Source organism: Rhodothermus profundi (genome assembly GCF_900142415.1).
GTDB lineage: Bacteria > Bacteroidota > Rhodothermia > Rhodothermales > Rhodothermaceae > Rhodothermus > Rhodothermus profundi.
Genome location: NZ_FRAU01000003.1, coordinates 37,685 through 58,322 on the forward strand (window position 1 = coordinate 37,685; position 20,638 = coordinate 58,322).

At 59.6% G+C, this 20,638-nt stretch carries 13 protein-coding genes and 1 tRNA gene; 10 read left to right on the top strand and 4 right to left on the bottom strand.

The window, feature by feature from the left end; genetic code table 11:
* Positions 1-91 precede the first annotated feature (91 nt).
* The 7 genes from BUA15_RS13955 (at position 92) to BUA15_RS05320 (ending at position 11,413) form a co-directional block, all read left to right on the top strand.
* Positions 92-3,223: a VPS10 domain-containing protein gene (locus BUA15_RS13955; RefSeq protein ID WP_072714944.1), complete on the top strand. Its 3,132-nt coding sequence runs from the start codon at positions 92-94 to the stop codon at positions 3,221-3,223.
* 165 nt (positions 3,224-3,388) lie between these two features.
* Positions 3,389-4,390 carry a phosphoribosylformylglycinamidine cyclo-ligase gene (gene purM, locus BUA15_RS05295; protein ID WP_072714945.1) on the top strand — a complete coding sequence of 334 codons (1,002 nt, stop codon included), beginning with the start codon at positions 3,389-3,391 and terminating at the stop codon, positions 4,388-4,390.
* 107 nt (positions 4,391-4,497) lie between these two features.
* Positions 4,498-5,193, top strand: coding sequence for a glycerol-3-phosphate 1-O-acyltransferase PlsY (gene plsY / locus BUA15_RS05300; RefSeq protein WP_072714946.1), 696 nt, complete (start codon positions 4,498-4,500; stop codon positions 5,191-5,193).
* A 28-nt stretch (positions 5,194-5,221) separates the two neighbouring features.
* Positions 5,222-6,328: an NAD(P)H-dependent glycerol-3-phosphate dehydrogenase gene (locus BUA15_RS05305; protein WP_072714947.1), complete on the top strand. Its 1,107-nt coding sequence runs from the start codon at positions 5,222-5,224 to the stop codon at positions 6,326-6,328.
* A 17-nt stretch (positions 6,329-6,345) separates the two neighbouring features.
* Positions 6,346-7,002: an AlbA family DNA-binding domain-containing protein gene (locus tag BUA15_RS05310; protein WP_072714948.1), complete on the top strand. Its 657-nt coding sequence runs from the start codon at positions 6,346-6,348 to the stop codon at positions 7,000-7,002.
* A 112-nt stretch (positions 7,003-7,114) separates the two neighbouring features.
* A complete protein-coding gene (locus BUA15_RS05315; protein ID WP_072714949.1) occupies positions 7,115-9,454 on the top strand; it encodes a DNA gyrase/topoisomerase IV subunit A in 2,340 nt (779 codons plus the stop codon).
* Between the two features lie 12 nt (positions 9,455-9,466).
* On the top strand, positions 9,467-11,413 hold the full coding sequence (locus tag BUA15_RS05320) for a DNA gyrase/topoisomerase IV subunit B (protein ID WP_072714950.1): 1,947 nt from the start codon (positions 9,467-9,469) through the stop codon (positions 11,411-11,413).
* Between the two features lie 2 nt (positions 11,414-11,415).
* Here the strand turns inward: BUA15_RS05320 and BUA15_RS05325 are convergent, their stop codons facing one another.
* Positions 11,416-12,294, bottom strand: a complete 879-nt coding sequence (locus BUA15_RS05325) for a DMT family transporter (RefSeq protein WP_245771930.1) — start codon at positions 12,292-12,294, stop codon at positions 11,416-11,418.
* A gap of 857 nt (positions 12,295-13,151) precedes the next feature.
* Here BUA15_RS05325 and BUA15_RS05330 point away from each other — a divergent pair.
* Complete coding sequence (locus BUA15_RS05330) at positions 13,152-14,507, top strand: hypothetical protein (RefSeq protein WP_143149571.1); 1,356 nt, start codon at positions 13,152-13,154, stop codon at positions 14,505-14,507.
* 30 nt (positions 14,508-14,537) lie between these two features.
* Here the strand turns inward: BUA15_RS05330 and BUA15_RS05335 are convergent, their stop codons facing one another.
* Positions 14,538-15,554, bottom strand: coding sequence for a methyltransferase (locus tag BUA15_RS05335; RefSeq protein WP_072714952.1), 1,017 nt, complete (start codon positions 15,552-15,554; stop codon positions 14,538-14,540).
* A 250-nt stretch (positions 15,555-15,804) separates the two neighbouring features.
* Between BUA15_RS05335 and BUA15_RS05340 the strand changes: the two genes are divergently transcribed.
* Together BUA15_RS05340 and BUA15_RS05345 are read left to right on the top strand one after the other, a co-directional pair.
* Positions 15,805-18,126 carry a serine hydrolase gene (locus BUA15_RS05340; RefSeq protein ID WP_072714953.1) on the top strand — a complete coding sequence of 774 codons (2,322 nt, stop codon included), beginning with the start codon at positions 15,805-15,807 and terminating at the stop codon, positions 18,124-18,126.
* 111 nt (positions 18,127-18,237) lie between these two features.
* A tRNA-Lys gene (locus BUA15_RS05345) sits at positions 18,238-18,310 on the top strand.
* A gap of 144 nt (positions 18,311-18,454) precedes the next feature.
* On the opposite strand, the gene BUA15_RS05350 is transcribed toward BUA15_RS05345, so the two are convergent.
* Positions 18,455-19,573 (bottom strand): metal ABC transporter permease, encoded by a 1,119-nt coding sequence (locus tag BUA15_RS05350; RefSeq protein ID WP_072714954.1) that lies wholly within the window; start codon positions 19,571-19,573, stop codon positions 18,455-18,457.
* On the bottom strand, positions 19,570-20,637 hold the full coding sequence (locus BUA15_RS05355) for a metal ABC transporter permease (protein WP_072714955.1): 1,068 nt from the start codon (positions 20,635-20,637) through the stop codon (positions 19,570-19,572). Before BUA15_RS05355 ends, BUA15_RS05350 begins: the two co-directional genes overlap by 4 nt.
* Position 20,638: the final 1 nt, after the last annotated feature.

Consider the following 20,638-nt stretch of genomic DNA (forward strand, 5'->3'; position numbering starts at 1 on the left):
TACAAGTAACGGAAGCCCTTCCTTTTTCGATGGATTTTGGTAAATTGGCAGCGCTTCCTGCCTTCCTTTAGCCAACCAACCCGCTGCAGCCATGCGCAAACTAACCGCCGTGCTTCTTGGATGGCTCATCGTTCCCCTTGCCTGGGCCCAGATTGACACCGCGCGGGTTCATGGCTTAACAGCCCGGCAGATTGGTCCGGCCGGGATGAGTGGCCGCGTGGTTGCGCTGGCCGTGGAGCCGGGCAATCCGGACGTGATCTACGTGGGCGCTGCCAGTGGTGGACTCTGGCGCAGCGAAGATGGGGGGGTGACATGGACGCCACTTTTTGACAAACAGCCCGTCCCTTCCATCGGCGCTATTGCTATCGACCCCAACAATCCGGATGTGATCTGGGTGGGCACCGGTGAAGGGACGCCGCGCAACAGTGCCTCGGTGGGTAACGGCGTCTACAAAAGCGTAGATCGAGGGCGAACCTGGATGCATCTTGGACTGGAAGAGAGCGAGCGCATTCAGACCATTGTCATTGATCCGCGCAACTCCGATGTCGTCTACGTAGCCGCCCTGGGACCGGCCTGGCGCGATGGAGGACAGCGCGGACTCTACAAAACTACGGACGGGGGCAAGACGTGGACAAAGATTCTGGGCGACAATGAGCGCACTGGCGCCGACAAGATTCTGATGGATCCCCGCAATCCAGACAAGTTGATCGTCAGTCTCTGGGAATACCGACGCTGGCCCTGGTTCTTCAAGTCAGGCGGGCCGGGTTCCGGGCTCTACATCACCTATGATGGCGGCCAGACCTGGAAGCGCATCACAGCAAAAGAAGGACTGCCTGAGGGAGAACTGGGCCGGATGGGGCTGGCGCTGGCCCCCTCAAATCCAGATGTGGTGTACGCCCTGATTGAAGCCAAGCGGAGCGGACTGTACCGCTCGGACGATGGCGGACACACCTGGCGCAAAGTGAACGATGAGCTCAACTTACACTATCGCCCCTTCTATTTCTCGTTGCTTCAGGTTGATCCGACCAATGAAAACCGGCTTTACTACGGCCAGTACGACCTCCGCGTGAGCGAAGACGGCGGCAAGACGTTTCGCCCCCTGGCTCCGGCCAGTCTCGTGCATCCTGACCATCACGCGCTCATCGTGCATCCGGATGATCCCCGGTACCTGATCGATGGCAACGACGGCGGTGTGTACATCTCTCGAGATCGCGGGCGCACCTGGCGTTTTGTTGAAAACCTGCCGCTTGGCCAGTATTACCATATTGATTTCGACATGGACATGCCGTACAACATTTACGGCGGCATGCAAGACAACGGCTCCTGGCGCGGCCCTGCCTACGTGTGGCAGCGCGGAGGCATTCGCAACCACCTCTTTCAGGAAGTAGGGTTTGGCGATGGGTTTCACACGACCTGGGACCGGAGCAACCCGCGTTACGGCTACAGCATGTCGCAACGGGGATTTCTGATGCGGTACGATCTGGTTACCGGCGAACGCAAAGACATCCGGCCTGCTCCGCCTGCTGATACCGTGGAGTTGCGCTTCAACTGGAATGCCGGCTTTGCCGTAGATCCGTTTGATCCAGAGACCATTTACCTGGGCAGCCAGTTCGTTCACAGAAGCACAGATCGCGGAGAAACCTGGGAAATTATCAGCCCGGACCTGACTACCAACAACCCCGAGTGGCAGCAGCAGCTCAAAAGCGGAGGATTGACCTACGACGTAACCGGTGCCGAAAACTTTACCACCATCACGGTCATTGCGCCCAGTCCGGTCGAACGCGGCGTGATCTGGGTGGGGACAGACGATGGGCAGGTCCATCTCACGCGAGACGGAGGAAAAACCTGGGTCAACCTTTCCCGACGCATTAAAGGGGTGCCCGAATTTACCTGGGTGCCCCATATCGAACCCTCGCCGTTCAATGCGGCAGAGGCATATGTGGTGTTCGATAACCACCGCCGCGGCGACTGGACGCCCTACATTTTCAAGACAACCGACTACGGACGCACCTGGACAGCGCTTTCTACCGAAGGTATTCAGGGGTATTGCCACGTCATTCGCCAGGATCCAGTGGAGCCCCGGCTGCTTTACCTGGGCACCGAATTCGGATTGTATATCAGCACCGATGGGGGGGACCATTGGACCAAGTGGCATGAAGGCATCCCAACCGTTCCGGTGCGTGACATTCGCGTGCATCCCCGAGAGCATGACCTGATTGTAGGAACGCACGGGCGCAGCGCCTACGTGATTGATGACATTCGGGCCCTGCGGCTATTGGCGCGGGAAGGTAACCAGGTACTGGAAGATTCGCTGCGCATCCTGACCGTTCGGGATGGCATCGCAGTTACCCTGAAATATGCAGACGGGTCGCGCTTCCCGGCTCATGGAATTTTCCGCGGGGAAAACCGTCCGCTGGGCGCGTTGATCACCTATCAGGTGCTTCCGAAAGGCGATCCAGACAGCGTGCGGGTTACGGTAGAAATTGTTGATGCCGAGGGCACGGTGATCCGGAAGCTTCAGGGACCGGCAAAGCCCGGCATCAACCGGGTCGTGTGGGATCTGCGTCGGAAAGGTCCGGAGTTCCCTTCCCTGGAGGCCCCCCGTCGTCGGCCAGACAGGGAGCGGCCCGGGGTTACGGTGCTGCCGGGCACTTATAAGGTGCGGCTGAAGCTGGAAGGTCGGGCTGACTCCGCAGAAGTGCAGGTGTTGCCAGATCCGCGACTGCCGGTCACGGAAGCAGAGCGCCGGGCAAAGTTTGCTGCGCTGATGCGCGTAGAGCGCAACATTGAGACAGCGGCCGAAGCCATGAAACGGCTACGCAAGACCCGGCAGGCGTTGCAACACCTACTGGAAAAGATTCGGGAACGGAAGGACACGCTGGCCCGGGAAGTCCGGCAAGAGGCGCGTCGACTTCAGCAGCGGCTGGACTCGTTGCGCTATCAGATCGTGCAAAAAGAGGTGCAGGGATTGTTGCGGGATCCCCGGGTGCTTGCGGCACAACTGGGATATGTGTACCGCTCGTTGCAGTCGTCCTGGGATGCCCCCACTCCGGCGCAGTTGAAATATCTGGAGATTGCCGAAAAGCGGATGCAGGAAATTCTGGATCAGATTAACCGCTTCTATGCAGAGGAGCTGCCGCCTTTCCGGGCGAAGGTTGAAGCGTTAGCGCTGGAATGGATTCCGGCATTTGAAAAGCCCCTGGCCATGCCGGCGCGTCAGTAAACAGGTAGGCCTTTAACCAAACAGGTAGTGCCAGCGGGCCGGTTCTCTTGCCGAACCGGCCCGCTTTTCTAATAGGGTCACTTTGAACGGTTTTTCACATCACCCCGCCTTATATTGTAAAGACGACTGCACAGCAAAAACGCATGGGCAACGCAGCACGAAACTATGACGACGTATCGGGAGGCCGGGGTAGATATTGAGGCGGGTGAGGAGTTGGTGCGCCGCATCAAACCGCTGGTGCGTGCGACGTTTACGCCCGGGGTGCTGACCGACATAGGTGCTTTTGGGGCTTTCTTTGAGCCAAATTTTTCAGCCTATCGACGGCCGGTGCTGGTTTCCTCAGTAGACGGTGTGGGAACGAAGCTGAAGGTAGCCTTTCTAATGAATCGGCATGATACGGTAGGGCAGGACCTGGTCAATCACTGCGTGAACGACATTGCAGTCTGTGGGGCGCGCCCTCTGTTTTTCCTGGACTATCTCGCCACAGGGCGACTGAAGCCAGAAGTGGCTGAGCAGATTATTCAAGGATTTGCCAGGGCCTGCCGAGCGAATGGCTGTGCGCTGATTGGGGGCGAAACGGCAGAGATGCCCGACTTTTACGCACCCGAGGAGTATGACTTGGCCGGAATGATTGTGGGCATTGTGGACCGTGAGGCGATTCTGGACGGCCGTCGGGTGCAGGCAGGCGATCTGCTGATTGGGCTACCTTCGACGGGCTTGCACACAAACGGCTACTCGCTGGCCCGCAAAGTATTACTGGAGCGGTTCTCGGTGCATGACCGGCCGTCTGAACTGGGGGGGCAGTCCGTAGGTGAGGCCCTGCTGGCTGTGCATCGGTCGTACCTGCGCCCTATTCGGGCGTTGATTGAAGCCGATTGTGTGCATGCGCTGGTGCATGTAACGGGTGGGGGCATTCCGGGTAATACCCGGCGGGTAGTGCCTGAAGGGCTGCGTTTTGAGGTTGACTACGAGGCGTGGGAGCGGCCTGCCATTTTTCGGCTGATTCAAGAGCTGGGTGAGGTGCCGGAGGACGACATGCGGCGCACGTTCAATTTAGGAATCGGCCTGATTGCTATTGTGCCAGCCGACCGTAAGGCAGAGGCAATCCAAGCGCTTGAGGCGCTCGGTGAGCAACCGGTAGAGATCGGGCGGATTGTACAGGCCTGAAGGACGAGGCCTCTTTTCCTGAGCGGAGAACCTGTTGCGAGAAAACCGGTTATCTCGGAAATTCCGTTTACCTCATAAAACCGTATCTGTCGTCAGAAAAAGTTGCCATGTTGTCGCTGGTCGTTATTCTGATCTTGAGCTATCTGGTAGGCTCCATCCCGGGAAGTGTATGGGTGGGGCAATTAATGTATGGTATTGACGTGCGTCGATATGGCAGTGGCAATGCCGGCGCTACGAATGTTTTTCGCGTGCTGGGTTGGAAAGCAGGGATTCTGGCCACTGTGGTGGATCTGGGGAAAGGCTTGCTGGCTGCCGGTGTGATTGCCACGCTGCGGATTGACGATCTACCTTCTGGTTTTGCATACTGGCATATCGAAACGGTGGTGCGGTTGATGGCCGGCATTGCGGCCGTGCTGGGCCACATGTTTCCTGTCTGGGCTGGCTTTCGAGGAGGAAAGGGGGTTAATACATCGGCGGGTGTGTTGCTGGCCCTGACGCCGGTTACAACGCTCATTACGGCGGCTGTATTTGTGGTAGTGCTTTTGATTTCACGGTATGTCTCGCTGGCGTCCATTGTGGCCGCGATAGCTTTTCCTTCGACGGTAGCGATTCGTAAGTACGTGTTTGGCATCGAATCACTGGATGCCAGCCTGTTGGTGTTTGGTGTTGTATTGGCCGTTATTGTGATCTGGGCGCACCGCTCTAATATCCGGCGGTTGCTCAGCGGGACGGAGAATCGCGTGCGCACATTCCGGCCGGCCCGCGGGATGCTAGGACGCGGTGAACTGAAGCCGAGATACTAAGCGACTTTGATAACAACGAGGCGGAGCCATGAAGGCGCACGCCAGCCAGGCCCACCAGCCGGCCGGGCGCAAAGTGACGGTTTTCGGAGCGGGGAGCTGGGGGACGGCACTGGCTCTGCTGCTGGCGTCAAATGGGCATGCGGTAACGCTCTGGGCCCGGCGTGCTCAGGTGGCCGAGCACATCCGTCGCACGCGGCACAATCCGACCTATCTGCCCGAAGTTGAACTGCCTGCTTCTATTCAGGTAACGGCTGAGCTCCGAGAAGCGGCGGTGGCGCGTGAAGTCTGGATTGTCGCCACACCTGCGCAGGCAGTGCGCGCGCTGGCTGAGCAGCTTCGGCCCTGGGCGCATCCGGCACTGATTATCGTATCGGTGGCTAAGGGATTGGAGATTGCCACGCTGAAAACGACAACGCAGGTGCTGGCTGAGGTACTGCCCATAGTGCCTCGGGAACGAATCGGGGTGCTCTACGGTCCCAGCCATGCAGAAGAAGTGGCGGCCGGTATGCCGACTACGGTGGTGGCATCGGCGCCCTCCTGTGCGGTAGCAGAAGAGATTCAGGAGCTGTTTATGGCGCCTACCTTTCGGGTGTATGTCAACCCGGACCTGATCGGGGTCGAGATCGCCGGATCGGTTAAAAACGTGCTGGCACTGGCCGCCGGGATGAGTGATGGGGTAGGATTTGGCGACAACGCGAAGGCCGCGCTGATTACCCGTGGATTGGCCGAGATCCAGCGGCTGGGCGTGCGTCTGGGAGCCGACCCGTCTACCTTTGCCGGTCTGGCCGGCATTGGCGATCTGGTGGTCACCTGCATGAGCCGTCACAGCCGTAACCGCTACGTGGGGGAGCAGATTGGCCGGGGACGCACGCTTGAGGAGGTGCAGCAAGAAATGCAGATGGTGGCAGAGGGCGTGCCAACGACTGCCGCGGTTTACCGGCTGGCGCGTGAGCTGGGCGTTGAGATGCCGATCACGGAAGCCGTTTATCAGATCCTGTTTGAGGGGAAAAAGCCGCGAGAAGCTGTTCGGGAACTGATGGCGCGCGAAGCCAAGTACGAAGACTGGCTGCCCCGCTCCACGGATACAGCCCCCCCCAATGGAGTGGCTGCCTCGGAAACGACTTCTTCTCGATAGCCCGATGCGGTCCCGCCATGACGCTTCAGGAATTGAACCAGCTAGTAGCCCTGGGCGAAGGGCTTACGCTGGAGTTCAAACGGCGCGTTCCGCGCCCCGAACGTATCGCTAAGGAAGTCATTGCCTTTGCTAATACGCGGGGCGGGCGCCTTTTGCTGGGCGTGGACGACAGCGGCACTATTGTGGGAGTGCGTGACCCTGATGAAGAAGTCTTTGCGTTGCGTCAGGCGTTGCGTCGGTGTGCCACACCGCCTATTCCTTTCACGATGGAACGCATTCCGGTGGAGCATCGACGAGAGGTGATTGTCGTGACGATTGAAGAGAGTGCACGTAAGCCGCATTTTTTGCGGAATGGTCGCTATCGGCAAGCTTATATCCGCGTAGAGGACCGGAGCATCGAAGCCAGTCCAGAAGTGCTGGCCCTGATGCGAGCAGAGCGACATCCGCGCAACGTTGTCTTCACTTTTGGCGAAAAAGAGCTGCTACTGATGCGATACCTGGAGCACTACGGCCGCATCACTGTGCAGCAGTTCGCCCAGTTGGCCAATCTGTCGCGTCGGCAGGCGTCGCGGACTCTGGTACTTCTGACAGAAGCCAACGTGCTGCGGCTGCACCCTGACGAGCCGCATGATTATTTCACGTTGGCCTACAGCCCTTCGTCTTCGACTGCTTGATGCTGGTGACACACTCCTGGCACACCAGCGGTGTAGACTGGATACAAAATCCGGTCAGAATCCGTATCTTTTACCAGGCGCTCACTGATAAATCTGTTATTGCAACATAGACATGCCAGTTGTAGATGTCATTCCCCTGCACGAGACAACGCGCGAACGTTATCTGAATTTTGCGTTGTCCGTTATTACAAGCCGTGCCCTGCCAGACATTCGGGACGGCCTCAAGCCCGTCCAGCGACGCATCCTCTACGCTATGTTCCAGCATCTGCGCCTATATCCGGACGCGCGATACCGCAAAAGCGCGACCATCGTCGGCGAAGTGATGGGGAAATATCACCCGCACGGCGATGCAGCCATCTATGAGGCGATGGTGCGCATGGCGCAGGACTTCTCGCTGCGGTATCCGCTGGTGGACGGGCACGGCAATTTTGGTTCGCTTGATGGCGATGCAGCGGCCGCCATGCGCTACACCGAAGCCCGACTGCGGCCGCTGGCCATGCAACTCCTGGAAGAACTCCGGCGCCAGACCGTCCCTCTGCGTCCTAACTTCGACGGGACGCTTTTCGAACCGGTGGTCCTGCCGGCCCGCTTTCCGAACCTGATCGTCAACGGCGCCAGCGGGATTGCCGTCGGCATGGCGACCAATATTCCACCCCATAATCTCGGGGAAGTGATTGACGCGCTCATCTATCTGATTGACGTGCCCAATGCGCCGCTGGAGACTATTCTGGAGCGGTTCATTCAGGGACCCGACTTCCCAACCGGGGGGCGGGTACTAAACACACGGGAGGAGCTGTTGGAAATTTACCGCACAGGCGAGGGACCTATTGAGCTGCGGGGGGAATACAAATTAGAGGGGAAGACGCGGCTCGTTATTACGTCCATTCCGTACGGCGTCGCTAAAGCCGATCTGGTTGAAAAAATCGCCGAGCATATTGCGGCAGGTAAAGTGCCGCAACTGGCCGATGTGCGGGATGAATCGACCGACGAAGTGCGCATTGTGCTGGAATTGCGCCGCGGTGCCGATCCGGAGGCTGCTATGGCCTATCTGTTCCGGCATACGCCGCTCCAGACGCGCTTCCATGTGAACCTGACCTGTCTGGTCCCCACCGCCCATCCAGAAGTAGCAGCGCCCCGTAAGGTTGATCTGATGACCCTGCTGCGTGCATTTCTCGAATTCCGCATGGAAGTGGTGGTGCGGCGATTGCGCTACGATCTGGAGCAGCTTGAACGCCGCATTCACATCCTGCGCGGGTTTGAAAAGATCTTCGGAGCGCTGGACGAGGCGCTGCGGATTATCCGCTCCTCACGCAATAAGGCCGATGCGGCCCAGCGTCTGATGCACCGCTTCCAGCTCGACGAGACGCAGGCCGATGCCATTCTGGAAACAAAGCTGTACAAACTTTCGCGGATGGAAATAGAGGCTATCCGTCGCGAGCTGGAGGAAAAAGAGCAGCAGGCCGCCGAGCTCCGAACGCTCCTGGCCGACGAAGCGGCCCGCTGGCGACTCATTCGCGAAGAGCTAAAAGCGATCAAAAAGCAATTTGCCGATGCGCGCCGCACCGTCATTGCCGGACCCGACGAAGGCTTTGCCTATAACCAGGAAGCCTACATCGTGGACGAGGATGTATACGTCATCGTTACGCGGGACGGCTGGGTCAAGCGCCAGCGCTCCTACACCGACGTGCAGAGCATCCGCGTCCGCGAAGGAGATGCGGTAGGCTGGGTACTGCCCGGGTCGACGCGGGCCACTGTCGGCTTTTTTACCAACTTTGGTCGCTGCTACACCACGCGGATCGACGCACTGCCCAGCACCACAGGCTACGGCAACCCTGTGCAGAAACTGTTTGACTTTTCCGACCGTGAACGGGTCGTCGGCGTGGTCGTGTTTGATGAGCGGGCGCTGCCCCGGCCGGTTCCGGAGCCTCCCGCCGAGCCGGCCCTGTTTGAGAATGGGGCCGAAGCGCCGCCCTGCGTGCATGTGGTGGCCGTGACGCGCAAGGGCCAGACGCTGCGCATCCCCATTGAAGGGTTCCGTGAACCCTCTACCCGAAACGGGCGGCTTTTTATGCGACTGGCCAGCGGGGATGAGGTGCTGGGCGTGGAGGTTGCCGCGGGCGACGAAAACGTCTGCCTGGCTTCCCGCAACGGGTATGTGCTCATTTTCCCGGTGCGGCAGATTCCGCCGGTCAAGTCCGCGGCCAAGGGGGTGATTGCCATGCGGCTGGGCAAAGGAGATGAGGTGCTGGGCTTTACGTTAGCTTCAGCCGCCCGCCAGGGACTGGAAGTGGAAACCAGCCGGGGCCGACGCGAGATCGTGCGCACTACCAAGTTTGAGGTGTCGCGCCGCGGCAATCGCGGCCGTCAGATCATCCGGCGGGGACATCTGGTGCGGGTCGTCCCGGCGCCCGTCGAAATTCGCTTCGAGCCCAGACGTAACGGACAGGGATAAGCACGCAGACCAATGGCAGAGGTGACCACAACCTATACCGGCAAGGATATTCAGGTCCTGGAGGGGTTGGAGCCCGTGCGTAAACGACCGGGCATGTATATCGGGGGCACGGGTAAGCCCGGGCTCCATCATCTGCTCTGGGAGATTGTGGATAATGCCGTGGATGAGGCGGTCAATGGCTTCGCCTCGCTGATTGAGGTGACATTGCATGCCGACGGATGCAGCGTCACCGTAACGGACAATGGCCGGGGAATTCCCGTCGATCCTCATCCGGTCAAAAAAATCCCCACGCTGGAGCTGATTCTGACCACGCTGCACGCCGGGGGAAAATTTGATCGCAAGAATTACATCACCTCGGGGGGATTGCACGGCGTGGGGGCCTCGGTGGTGAACGCGCTCTCGGAGGAACTGGTCGCCACCGTGCGGCGCGATGGCAGGACGTATCAGCAGCGCTTCGCGCGTGGCAGGCCGAAGACGAAGCTAAAAGTGATTGCCCGCAACACGCGAGGCACGGGCACCAGCATCTATTTTCGCCCCGATCCAGAAATTTTCGAGACCACAAAGTTTGATCCCGCCTGGATCCGGGAGCATCTGGAGATCAAGACCTACCTGAACCGGAACCTGAAGATTGTTTTCAAGGATGAGACCTGCGGGGAACGGTACGAATTTCAACACGAGGGCGGGATTGTCGAGTACCTGGCCCGTCTGGTGCAGGAACAGGGCGCCCGGGTGGTGCATCCAGAACCGTTTGTGCTGATTCAGGAAGCCCTGCGCGACGGAGCCCGGCTGGAGGTGGCCCTGCAGTGGACCGAAGCGCCGCGTGAGCTGATCAAGTCGTTTGTCAACGGCATTCCCACGACCGAAGGGGGCACGCATGAGCAGGGCTTTAAGGAAGCGGTGCGGAGCGCTGTGCGCGCCTATATGGAAACGCACGACCTGCTTCCGCGCAATCTGGAGGTCACAGCCGATGACATCCGCGAAGGGCTGGTGGCCGTGGTCAACCTGTTCATGGTAGAGCCTCAGTTTCAGGGGCAGACCAAAGAGAAACTGAACAATCCGGAAGCCCGCTCGCTGGTGATGGGAGCGGTGCGGCTGGATCTAGAGCAGTTTCTGAATGCCCATCCGACCATGGCCGAGGCCATTGTGGCCCGTATTATTCAGGCGGCTAAAGCCCGGCTGGCCAGTCGGGCCGCCGCCCGTTCGGTACGACGCCAGACTTCGGTCAGCCATCGGCTGAATCTGCCTGGCAAGCTGGCCGACTGCACCTCGACGAATCCGGAAGTGTGCGAGCTGTTTATTGTGGAGGGCGACTCGGCCGGCGGCAGCGCCAAGCAAGCCCGCGATCGGCGCTTCCAGGCAGTGCTGCCGCTGCGGGGGAAGGTGCTGAACGCCGAACAGGCCTCGCTGCGCAAAGTCGAGGCAAACAAAGAGCTGGCCAATATCGTGCAGGCGCTGGGGTGTGGCCTTGGCGACAAACTGGATCTGTCGCGCCTGCGCTATCACAAAGTCATCCTGCTGATGGATGCCGACTCGGACGGCCATCACATCACGACGCTGCTGCTGACGTTCTTCTACCGCTACATGCGCCCGCTCATCGAAAACGGGCACGTGTATATTGCTCAGCCTCCGCTATACCGCATCGACGCCGGCAAGGAGACCTACTGGGCCCTGGACGACGCCGACCGCGATCGCATCCTGCAAGCGTTGCGCAAGCAGCGCAAGAACCTTCAGGTAGAAATCCAGCGCTTCAAAGGACTGGGGGAAATGATGCCCGAAACGCTTCGGGAGACCACGCTGGATCCCCAGAAGCGCCGCCTGCTCCGCGTGGAAATTCCGGAAGAGGCCCGGCTGCTGACGGAGCAGACCATCACGGAGCTGATGGGACGGGACGTGTCGGCCCGGTTCCGGTTCATCATGGAAAATGCGGCGCAGGTCGACGCCGAAGCGCTCGACGTGTAGCCTCAGGTGCGGGCCCGTGCCACCAGCCAGGTGCCCAGAAAGATCAGGCCCATGCCCAGCAGGCTGAGCGGTGCAGGCATTTCGCGGAAGAAGAGCAGTCCCCAGAGGACGCCAAAGACCACCTGCAGATAGTTCATCGCAACGGCGCGGCCCGCCTGCTCTTCGGCCAGGCCACGGGTCATCCAGACTTGCGCAATCTGCGCGCTCAGGCCCACGCCGCCCACCACAACCAGCCAGTCGAGCGGGGAGGGCCAGACGGCGGAAGGGAGGGCGAAGGGGAGTGAGCCCAGCGTAGAAACCAGGGGAAAGTAGAATACGATGGTCAGGGGATGCTCGGTGCGTCGCAGCTCACGCACGAGCACGTAAGCGCCCGCGCTGAAAATGGCAGCGCCCAGGGCTGCTCCGACCCCCAGGGGATCCAGCCCGGCTGCATGCGACCCGAACAGAAAGCCAGGGCGGGCTACCAGCACGACGCCGCCAAGGCTCAGGAGAATGCCGGTCAGCTCTCGGCGACCGATCGGCTCCTGGAGTAGCAGGGCAGCCAGGAGGGTAGTAAAGACTGGACTGGTGTGTTGCAGGACCAGCGTATCGGCCAGGGGGAGACGGGTCAGCGCAAAATAGAGGCAGCTCAAGGATAGAAAGCCCACAACCCCTCGTAGCAGCAGCAAGCCAGTGCGCTGTCCGCGCCAGGAGACCCGTGTCCATCGAAGTAGCAGATAGCTGTAAAACAGCGTGACCACGCTGCGGATCAGCACAATTTCCTGGCTGGGCAGGTGGCGCCCGGCCACCTTCACGAACAGCCCCATCAGGCTGAACATGAAGGCCGAGCCGATCATGTAGCGTAGTCCCCGGGAGAGGCCGAGCGTAGCCGGTGCTGCCACGTGTTTGCGTCAGGGTCTGGAGCCGAGGAACGCCGCAAAAACGCCCGGCCTGGCGTTTTGTGGCTTGAATTTCTGCGGAAGGGGGCTTATTAGATATAACCTGGTTGAGCGGGTCCGCTCTGGACGCATGGCGGCATTGGGGTAATGGAAAAGCAGGAAGCCGGGCTTCGGGGACTTCCTCAGAGGATGCCTCAGATAGCTGGCTTTGCCAGTGGAGCCGGTCGCAGATATGCTGATGCGCTTCTGCAGCCAACGCCAGCAGATGCCTCTGTAGGAGCAGAGGCGGTCCGATCAGCGGCAGGAGCTATTCGCCTGTGCAGGTGAGAATCCGGTGCAAAAAGTGGCGGGTTGGAAACGAAAGGGAGGCGGTGTGTTAACATTACCTCTGAAAACCGACAGGTCCATAGCTCAACGGGTAGCGCAGCGGACTCTTAATCGAGGAGTTCTACAAGATGCCCGGTCCGGACGAGGGAGCTCAACGGGTAGCGCAGCGGACTCTTAATCCCCAGGGTGAGAGTTCAAGTCCCCCCGGACCTACAAAGTTGACGCTGTAGTATCACGCGTTAACTTTTTCCGGTCGGGGGACTGAAGTCGCCTCGGAAAACCATTACGCATCTAAAAATGGGAAGGAGGTGGAAGATGAGCGCGTCGCTTCAAAGCTAAGGGCTGTCTTTCGAATTGGATCGTATTGCACAAATACCTGATTTATTGTAAATTAATGCAGAATCCTTCCCACTGCGTGCGGACTTGATAAGGCCTGTCTGAGGCGTTGGGAGGGAGCGTTGTTCACGGGCATTATCGGAGTGATCCGCACCTCTCCTTCGCGTTTCCCTGAGGACCAGATAAAAGAAGGAATCATGTTGAAAGCCTTTGTCCTTTGCCTGTTTTGCGGAGTGGTGTTAGTGGAAAAGCTGCAGGGACAGTCCATTATCTGGTTGGGAGTATTACCGGGTGGTGCAGAAAGTCATGGCTACGACGTCTCGGATAACGGTGTGGTCGTGGGAAGCGTTACATTCCCACCCATGGGAGATACGCGGGCTTTCCGCTGGACCGCCCAACAGGGCATGCATGAATTCTTATCCGATACGCCCGTTAGTGAGGCTATGGCGATTTCCCGGGATGGGCTGATTATAGTCGGAGGGGGTAACTTGAAGCAGCTTCCGGAGCCCCACGCTTTTCGGTGGGTAGAGGGCCAGGGTGCAGAAGATCTTGGCACATTAGGAGGCACCATCAGCTATGCCTATGGAATTTCACCTCAGGGCATGGTCGTAGTGGGCAAGGCCGCCAATGTGCAGGGGCAGGGACGGGCAGTGCTCTGGGATTTGAATGCAGCGCCTCTGGCGCCTCGTGATCTAGGCACGCTGGGTGGTGGATGGAGTGAAGCGCAGGCCGTCGTTGTGTTAACCAATCCGGCAGATATGGTCGTGGTGGGATGGGCTGAAACGGCTTCGGGAGATTACCATGCTTTCCGATGGACCAGCTCTTCTGGAATGCAGGATTTAGGCACGCTGGGGGGAGACTGGAGTGAGGCGCGAAGCCTTTCGGATGATGGCCAGGTAGTCGTGGGGTTTGCCCGAAATGCCAGCAATCGAATTCGGGCATTTATCTGGACGCCCCAGGGAGGCATGCAGGACCTTGGCGTTTTACCTGGCTATGACGTAAGCAGCATGGCCCAGGATGTTACAGCCGATGGGAGCGTAGTTGTAGGCTCGTCGCGGGCCCTTCTGCAGAGTCGTGCCTTTCGGTGGACGGCCACAGGAGGAATGGAGGATCTAAACGTAACCTATGCTGCACTGTTGCAACAGAGCAACTCTGTGCTGGAGGTAGCCCAAGCGATTTCTCCAAATGGTCGCTATATTGTAGGATGGGGAATTAATGGAGCAACGCAGCGTAGAGAAGCTTTTTTGCTGGATACTGCCAAGCTGACGACAGTTTCCAGCGAAGTACCTGAAGCGTCTGTACAGCTCTGGGGATTTCCCAATCCCTTTCAAACGCGGATACATCTGCACTGGAGCGTGCCGACACCAGCTTCAGGAAGGGTGGTCGTGTACGATCTATTAGGCAGAACCGTTCAGGTAGTAGCTCGAAGTTTCTGGCCAGCAGGAACCTATCGGGTGATTGTGCACCCAGCCGGATGGGCGGCCGGCGTCTATGTAACCTGTCTGGAACTGCCACGCAGTCGTACATGCCGCCTGTTCCGTTACCGGCCCTGACGATCCTTTTGCATCGATCGGCAGAAGCGCCTACTTAAGAGCCACGGCGGCGCTGGTGGGGCCTGTCAGGGGTATGACGTACGTGTCCCGGAAGCCCACATGGCGGGCCCAGCGGTTGAAATCTGCGCCGGTATAGTCAAACCCTTCGCCGGTCTCAATGAGCATGTTCAGCGACATGAGCAGCCCGAAGGTGTTTTCCCGACGGGCATCGTCGATGATGTTTTCGATGGCAATGAACGCACCTCCTTCCGGAAGAGCCCGGTATGCCTTGTCCATCAACAACAGCTTTCGGTCCAGATTCCAGTCATGCAGAATATTGCCCATCACCATTACGTCCGCCTGCGGGAAATCGTCCTGAAAGAAATCACCACTCAAGACCGTAACCCGCCCGTCCATGCCATGGCGGGCAATGGTCTGGCGCGCGATGTCGGATACCTCCGGCAGGTCGAACGTTGTGCAGGCCAGATGGGGATGTCGGCGGGCTACTTCAAGAGCCAGCAGACCACTGGCACCTCCCATATCACAGAAAGTGCGATAGGGCGTGAAGTCGAACTGCTCCGCCAGGGCAATGAAATTGCCTCGCTGTATGCCTTCCATGGCCTCAACGAACTGGCGCAACCGATCCGGATGGTCGATAAGCAGCGTAAACAGGTTCCCGTTCGTTTCGTTCTGCGCCCGACCGGTCTGCAGCGCGGTTGCCAGATGTCCCCAGGCCTCATACAGCCGATCGTTGGCCATCTCCAACAGGCCGCCCATGTAGGCCGGACTGGCCCGGTCTAAAAAACGAGCGGTTTCTGCCGTGTTGCGGTAACGAGCGTCTGGACCAACCCCATCACGTTCCAGCAAATGCAGCGAAACCAGCGCATCTAAAAAGTCCCACAGGCCCTTCTCTTGCAAATGCAGTCGTTTCTGAAGCTCACGACCTGTTAAGGGCTGATCATGCAACGTAGAAAACAGCCCTAGCTTAACGGCTGTCAGCAATGTCTGGGAGGCCCAGAAGCCCATACCGATCTGCATAATATGAGCGGGCGTCAGGGGAGGTACCATAATTCCCTCGCAGGTTTATAGCCAGGCCCGATCAGCCTGCGCATCACAAGAAAGCCGTTCTAAAGCCTCCGAGGTGACCGGAACATCTAACCCACCGAGACAGCCGCTTCAGACAGGCCACTTCCCAATATAGGGGATAGAAAGCGTGGAAAATGAAGATTGAGAAAATATATGACGAATTGCAAAAAAGTATATTTTTAAATTCCTGGCAGATAGCTCCCACCAAAATTATGTCGAAATGCCACGCTGCATGTATATAGGGTTTGTGGTGCTGGGGCTTGTGCAAGGTTGTAAGCCCCCCCAGGAAAACCTGCCGCCGGCACCGGGTTACGAAACGATAGCCCGTCGGCTGGAAGTCGCCATTCGTTACGAGCTGGACGACAAAGGCATCCCGGGCTTTTCCATCGCGCTGGTCGACGGCGACCGCATCGTATGGGCCCAGGGGTTCGGGTATGCGCACCCAGACCGGAAGATACCGGCCACGGCCCGGACCGTCTACCGGGTCGCCTCGATTTCGAAACTGTTCACCGCGCTGGCTGTGATGCAACTGGTCGAGCAGGGCGTGCTGGATCTGGACACCGACGTGCGCACCTATCTGCCTGACTTTCACCCCGAGGATTCGTTTGAGGCACCCATCACGCTGCGACAGCTCCTGTCCCATCGATCCGGACAGGTGCGCGAACCTCCCGTGGGCCATTACTTTGATCCGACCGAACCCTCCCTGCAGGCGACCGTCTACAGCCTGAATGAAACGCGACGGGTCTATCCACCGGAAACGCGCACAAAATACTCCAATGCGGCCGTTTCGGTCGCAGGATTCGTGGTGGAGCAGGTGACCGGGCGGCCCTTTGCCGACTATGTGCAGCAGGCCCTGCTGGAGCCTATGGGCATGCGCTCCAGTGCGTTTACACCTCGTCCCGAACTGCAGCGCCGACTGGCCACGGGATACATGTGGACCTATGACGGGCGTCGTTTTGAAGCGCCTGTTTTTGAGTTAGGCATTCTGCCGGCTGCGAATTTGTATACCACCGTCACTGATCTAGGACGTTTCCTGATTACGCTCTTTCGGAAAGGGGAGACCGAGCAGGACACGCCGATCGTTACGCCGGCGTCGCTGGAAACCATGTGGACGATTCAGTACGCCGACTCGACCCAGACCCAGGGCTTTGGGCTGGGCTTTTACCTCTCGCGTTTCCGCGGACACCGCCGCTTTCAGCACAGCGGGGTCATGTACGGCTACGCCTCGCGGGTTTATGGACTACCGGATGTGCAACTGGGAGTAGCCGCCGTAGGTACGCTGGACGCCACCAACGTGGTCACCGACCGCCTGGCGGAATATGCGCTGGATCTCCTGCTAGCCTACCGAGAAGGACGCCCGCTACCGGACTATCCGCGGACAGAGCCGGTGACCGAAACACAGGCGCGGCGCCTGGCCGGACGCTATCGCCAGGGCACGCGCTATCTGGACCTGTTTGTGCAGGACAGTACCCTGTATGCCCGCCTGGGCGAAGTGGTAGACCGCGTGCGTCGGCAGGGCGATACGCTGATCGTCGATGGCCGCCTGACCTACGGCCTCCGCTGGCAGATAACCGACAGGGGACTGCAGGCCCCGGACGGTACCACCTGGGAACGAGCAGATGATCCGGTGCCGGCACCGATGCCAGAGCGCTGGCGCCCTTATATCGGGCGCTACGGCTGGCCGCACAACACGCTCTACATCCTGGAGCAGGATGGCCATCTCTACGCGCTGATCGAGTGGTTTTTCTATTATCCCTTGATCGAAGTTGGACCGGACGAATTCCGCATGCCGGATTACGGCCTCTACATGGGAGAGCGGGTCGCTTTTGTCCGTACAACGGATGGGAGGGTGGCCGGCGTGCGCATCGGCGGCGTTTTCTGGGAGCGCTGGCCCGAAACCGATACGCTGTTTCGCATACAACCGATCCGGCCGGTCGCTGAACTGATGCAGGAAGTGCAATCCCTGCAACCCCCCACCGAAACAGGCCCGTTTCAGGAAGTGGAACTGGTAGATCTGCAGCAGTTGGATCCTACAATCCGACTGGATCTCCGCTATGCGACGGCCGACAATTTTCTGGGGACGCCACTCTACCGCACAGCACGTGCCCTGCTGCAGCGGCCGGCAGCCGAAGCGCTCGTGCGCGTCCAACAACGACTGCGTCGCCTGGGACTGGGGCTCATCATCCATGACGCCTACCGCCCCTGGTATGTCACCTGGATGATGTGGGAGGCCACGCCCGATAGCCTGCGCCATTTTGTGGCTGATCCTGCCCATGGCTCTCGGCACAACCGGGGATGTGCGGTGGACGTTTCCCTGTACGATCTGAAGACGGGCCAGCCCGTCGAAATGCCCAGCGGCTACGACGAGTTTACCGAGCGCGCCTATGCCCATTATCCGGGAGGCACGCATCGGCAACGATGGTATCGGGAGCGCCTGCGCGAGGCCATGGAAGCCGAAGGCTTCCGCGTCTATCCCTGGGAGTGGTGGCACTACGACTGTCAGGACTGGCAGCAGTATCCCCTGCTGAATTTTCCGATTGAAGCAGCTCCATAGAGGAGAGTGCCGCGCGGCCAGCCGCGTGGAATTTGTGTAAAAGCGCAGGTCGGACAGCCTGAACAATGGGAACGAAGAAAAGCACGGCACTGTTTTAAAGACAAAGTCGGCAGGTCCGTAGCTCAACTGGTAGAGCAGCGGACTCTTAATCCGCGGGTTGGGGGTTCGAGTCCCCCCGGACCTACCCTCGCAGGCGCCGTGGCAATTGCTGCCACGGCGCCTGCTTTTTATGGCTATTTTCTGGGGTGTTGCGACAGACCCTCAGCTGCTCCGTAGATCCTGCCCGAAAAACTCAGGGCGTGCGTATTCGCACGCGACTCAGAGGAGCCTATGCGGGCCGTAGCATTGCTAACTGCTGTTGGGCATGGCGGCGACCGGCTTCGGTCAAGTGAATTTCGTCTCCTTCCTGGCGTAGCCAGCCCCGTCGTTGTCCCTCTTCCAGCAAGCGCGTCAGATGTTCGCGGGTCCAGTTTAGGTGGGTGGGTAGGGTCGCCCGGTGACGTTCAGCCGTAGCTGTCACCTGATGCTCGTGATGCAACAGGTGAATCAGCAGCAGATCGAGGGCAAACTGTAACTGTTGCTGACGATGGCGCCGCCATCGCACCCAGAGACCTGTTTCAGGCGCCAGAAGCCAGACAACCCCGAAGAGCACGCCCACCATGGTAGCCATGGATCCGGCGATGGAGACGTCAAAGACACGGGCCATACCATATCCTGGCAGTGCGCTGAACGCTGCCAGAGCCAGGCTGAGGAACAAATACGTGGGCATCCGCCGGGCCAGCAGTAGCGCTGCGGCTGGAGGCCCGATCATCAGGGCAATGACCAGAATAGCGCCTACTGCATGAAACGCAGCCACCACGGTCACTGCCACGAGGCCCATCAGCAGGTAGTGCAGCAGGATCGGCCGAAAGCCCAGAACGGCAGCAGCCGACGCATCAAACGTGGCGAGCGTAAGCTCTTTGTAAAGGAGCCAGAGTAATAGAGCATTTATTAACAGAAGACCGGCCATGGTCCAGAGCGCCCGCGGCCCCAGGTCCATACCCCGCCATAGCAGGCGGTCGAACGGCACAAAGGCCAGTTCACCCAGCAGTACGGCGTCGGTGTCGAGATGCACCTGGTCGGCCAGCTGTGCGATGAGCAGCACGCCCACGCTGAACAGCGCCGGGAAGACGAGGCCAATGGCTGTATCTTCTCGCAATCGGCCCGTTTTTTCCAGCAGTTCGATCAGGTAAACGGTCAGCAGACCGGAGGCACCAGCCAGCACCAGCAGCAGGGGATGTTGCAGGTTTTCCGTTAGCAGAAAGCCAATCACAATGCCTGGCAATACCGCATGGCTGATGGCGTCGCTGACCAGGCTCATGCGACGCAGCACCAGGAAAGCACCTGGCAGCGCGCAGGCAGCTGCCGTCAGCATGGCGACCAGCAAGATTTCAAGGGCAGGACTCATGACATATGGGACGTATCGTCACTGAGTTGCCACCCCTGACCCGGAATATATCGGACCTGACCTCGGCGCTCCAGGTCGCGCAGGATGGCCTCGACGGGCACGTCGGTGTCCAGAGCCGCCTGGATGGTAGCGGTGGAATGCGGGGGGGTGGGGGGTACATGGTGTTGCGCCAATTTGTGCAGAACGGTCAGGACAGCCTGGCGGGCTGTCTGGCGGGCGCGCCGCCGTCGGTAAAGCTGCCAGAACAGGCCATGAGCCGGAGCAAACAGGACCGAAAGCAGCGCGATGCCGGTCAGCAGCAGGACGATAATCGGTCCGGTGGGCAACCGGGGGGCCAGGCTGCTGAGCCAGGCACCCAGGACGCCGCTGAGCAGACCAAAGAGGCCAGCCAGTAGCAATACTCGGCTGAAGCGATTGCTCCATTGCCGGGCGGCTGCAGCCGGTGCCACAATAACCGCACTCATCAGCACGACGCCGACGGTCTGCAGCCCGATCACGATGGCCACCACCAGCAACACGATCAGCAGGGTTTGTAACCGACGCACCGGAAGCCCCAGCGCGGCGGCATAGGTTTCATCGAATAGGACCAACTGGATTTCTTTCCAGAACGCCAGGACCAGCGCGAAGGCAAGGATGCCGGCCACGCTCATGACCAGAAGGTCCTCTCGCAGCAGCGTGGCCGCCTGTCCGAAAAGAAAGCGATCCAGACCGGCCTGCGCCGCGCCGGCTGTGTGCTGGGCAGCCGAGAGCAGCACTACGCCAGCTCCGAAAAAAACGGCAAGCGCCATTCCTAGCGCCGCGTCGAAACGAACCCGCGTGGTACGCAACACTGCCTGTACCCAGAGCAACGAAAGCGTGCCGGTAATCGCCGCCCCGAACTGAAGGATCGCCGGCGCTTTGGATCCACTGACCAGGAAAGCCAGCACGATGCCTGGCAGGGCCGCGTGGGCGACCGCATCGCCGATTAGTCCCTGCCGCCGCAGCACCGCCAGCGTACCCAGCGATCCGGAGATTAGCCCGAGCAGGGCCGCTCCGGTCATGACAATGCGCAGGGTAAAGTCCATG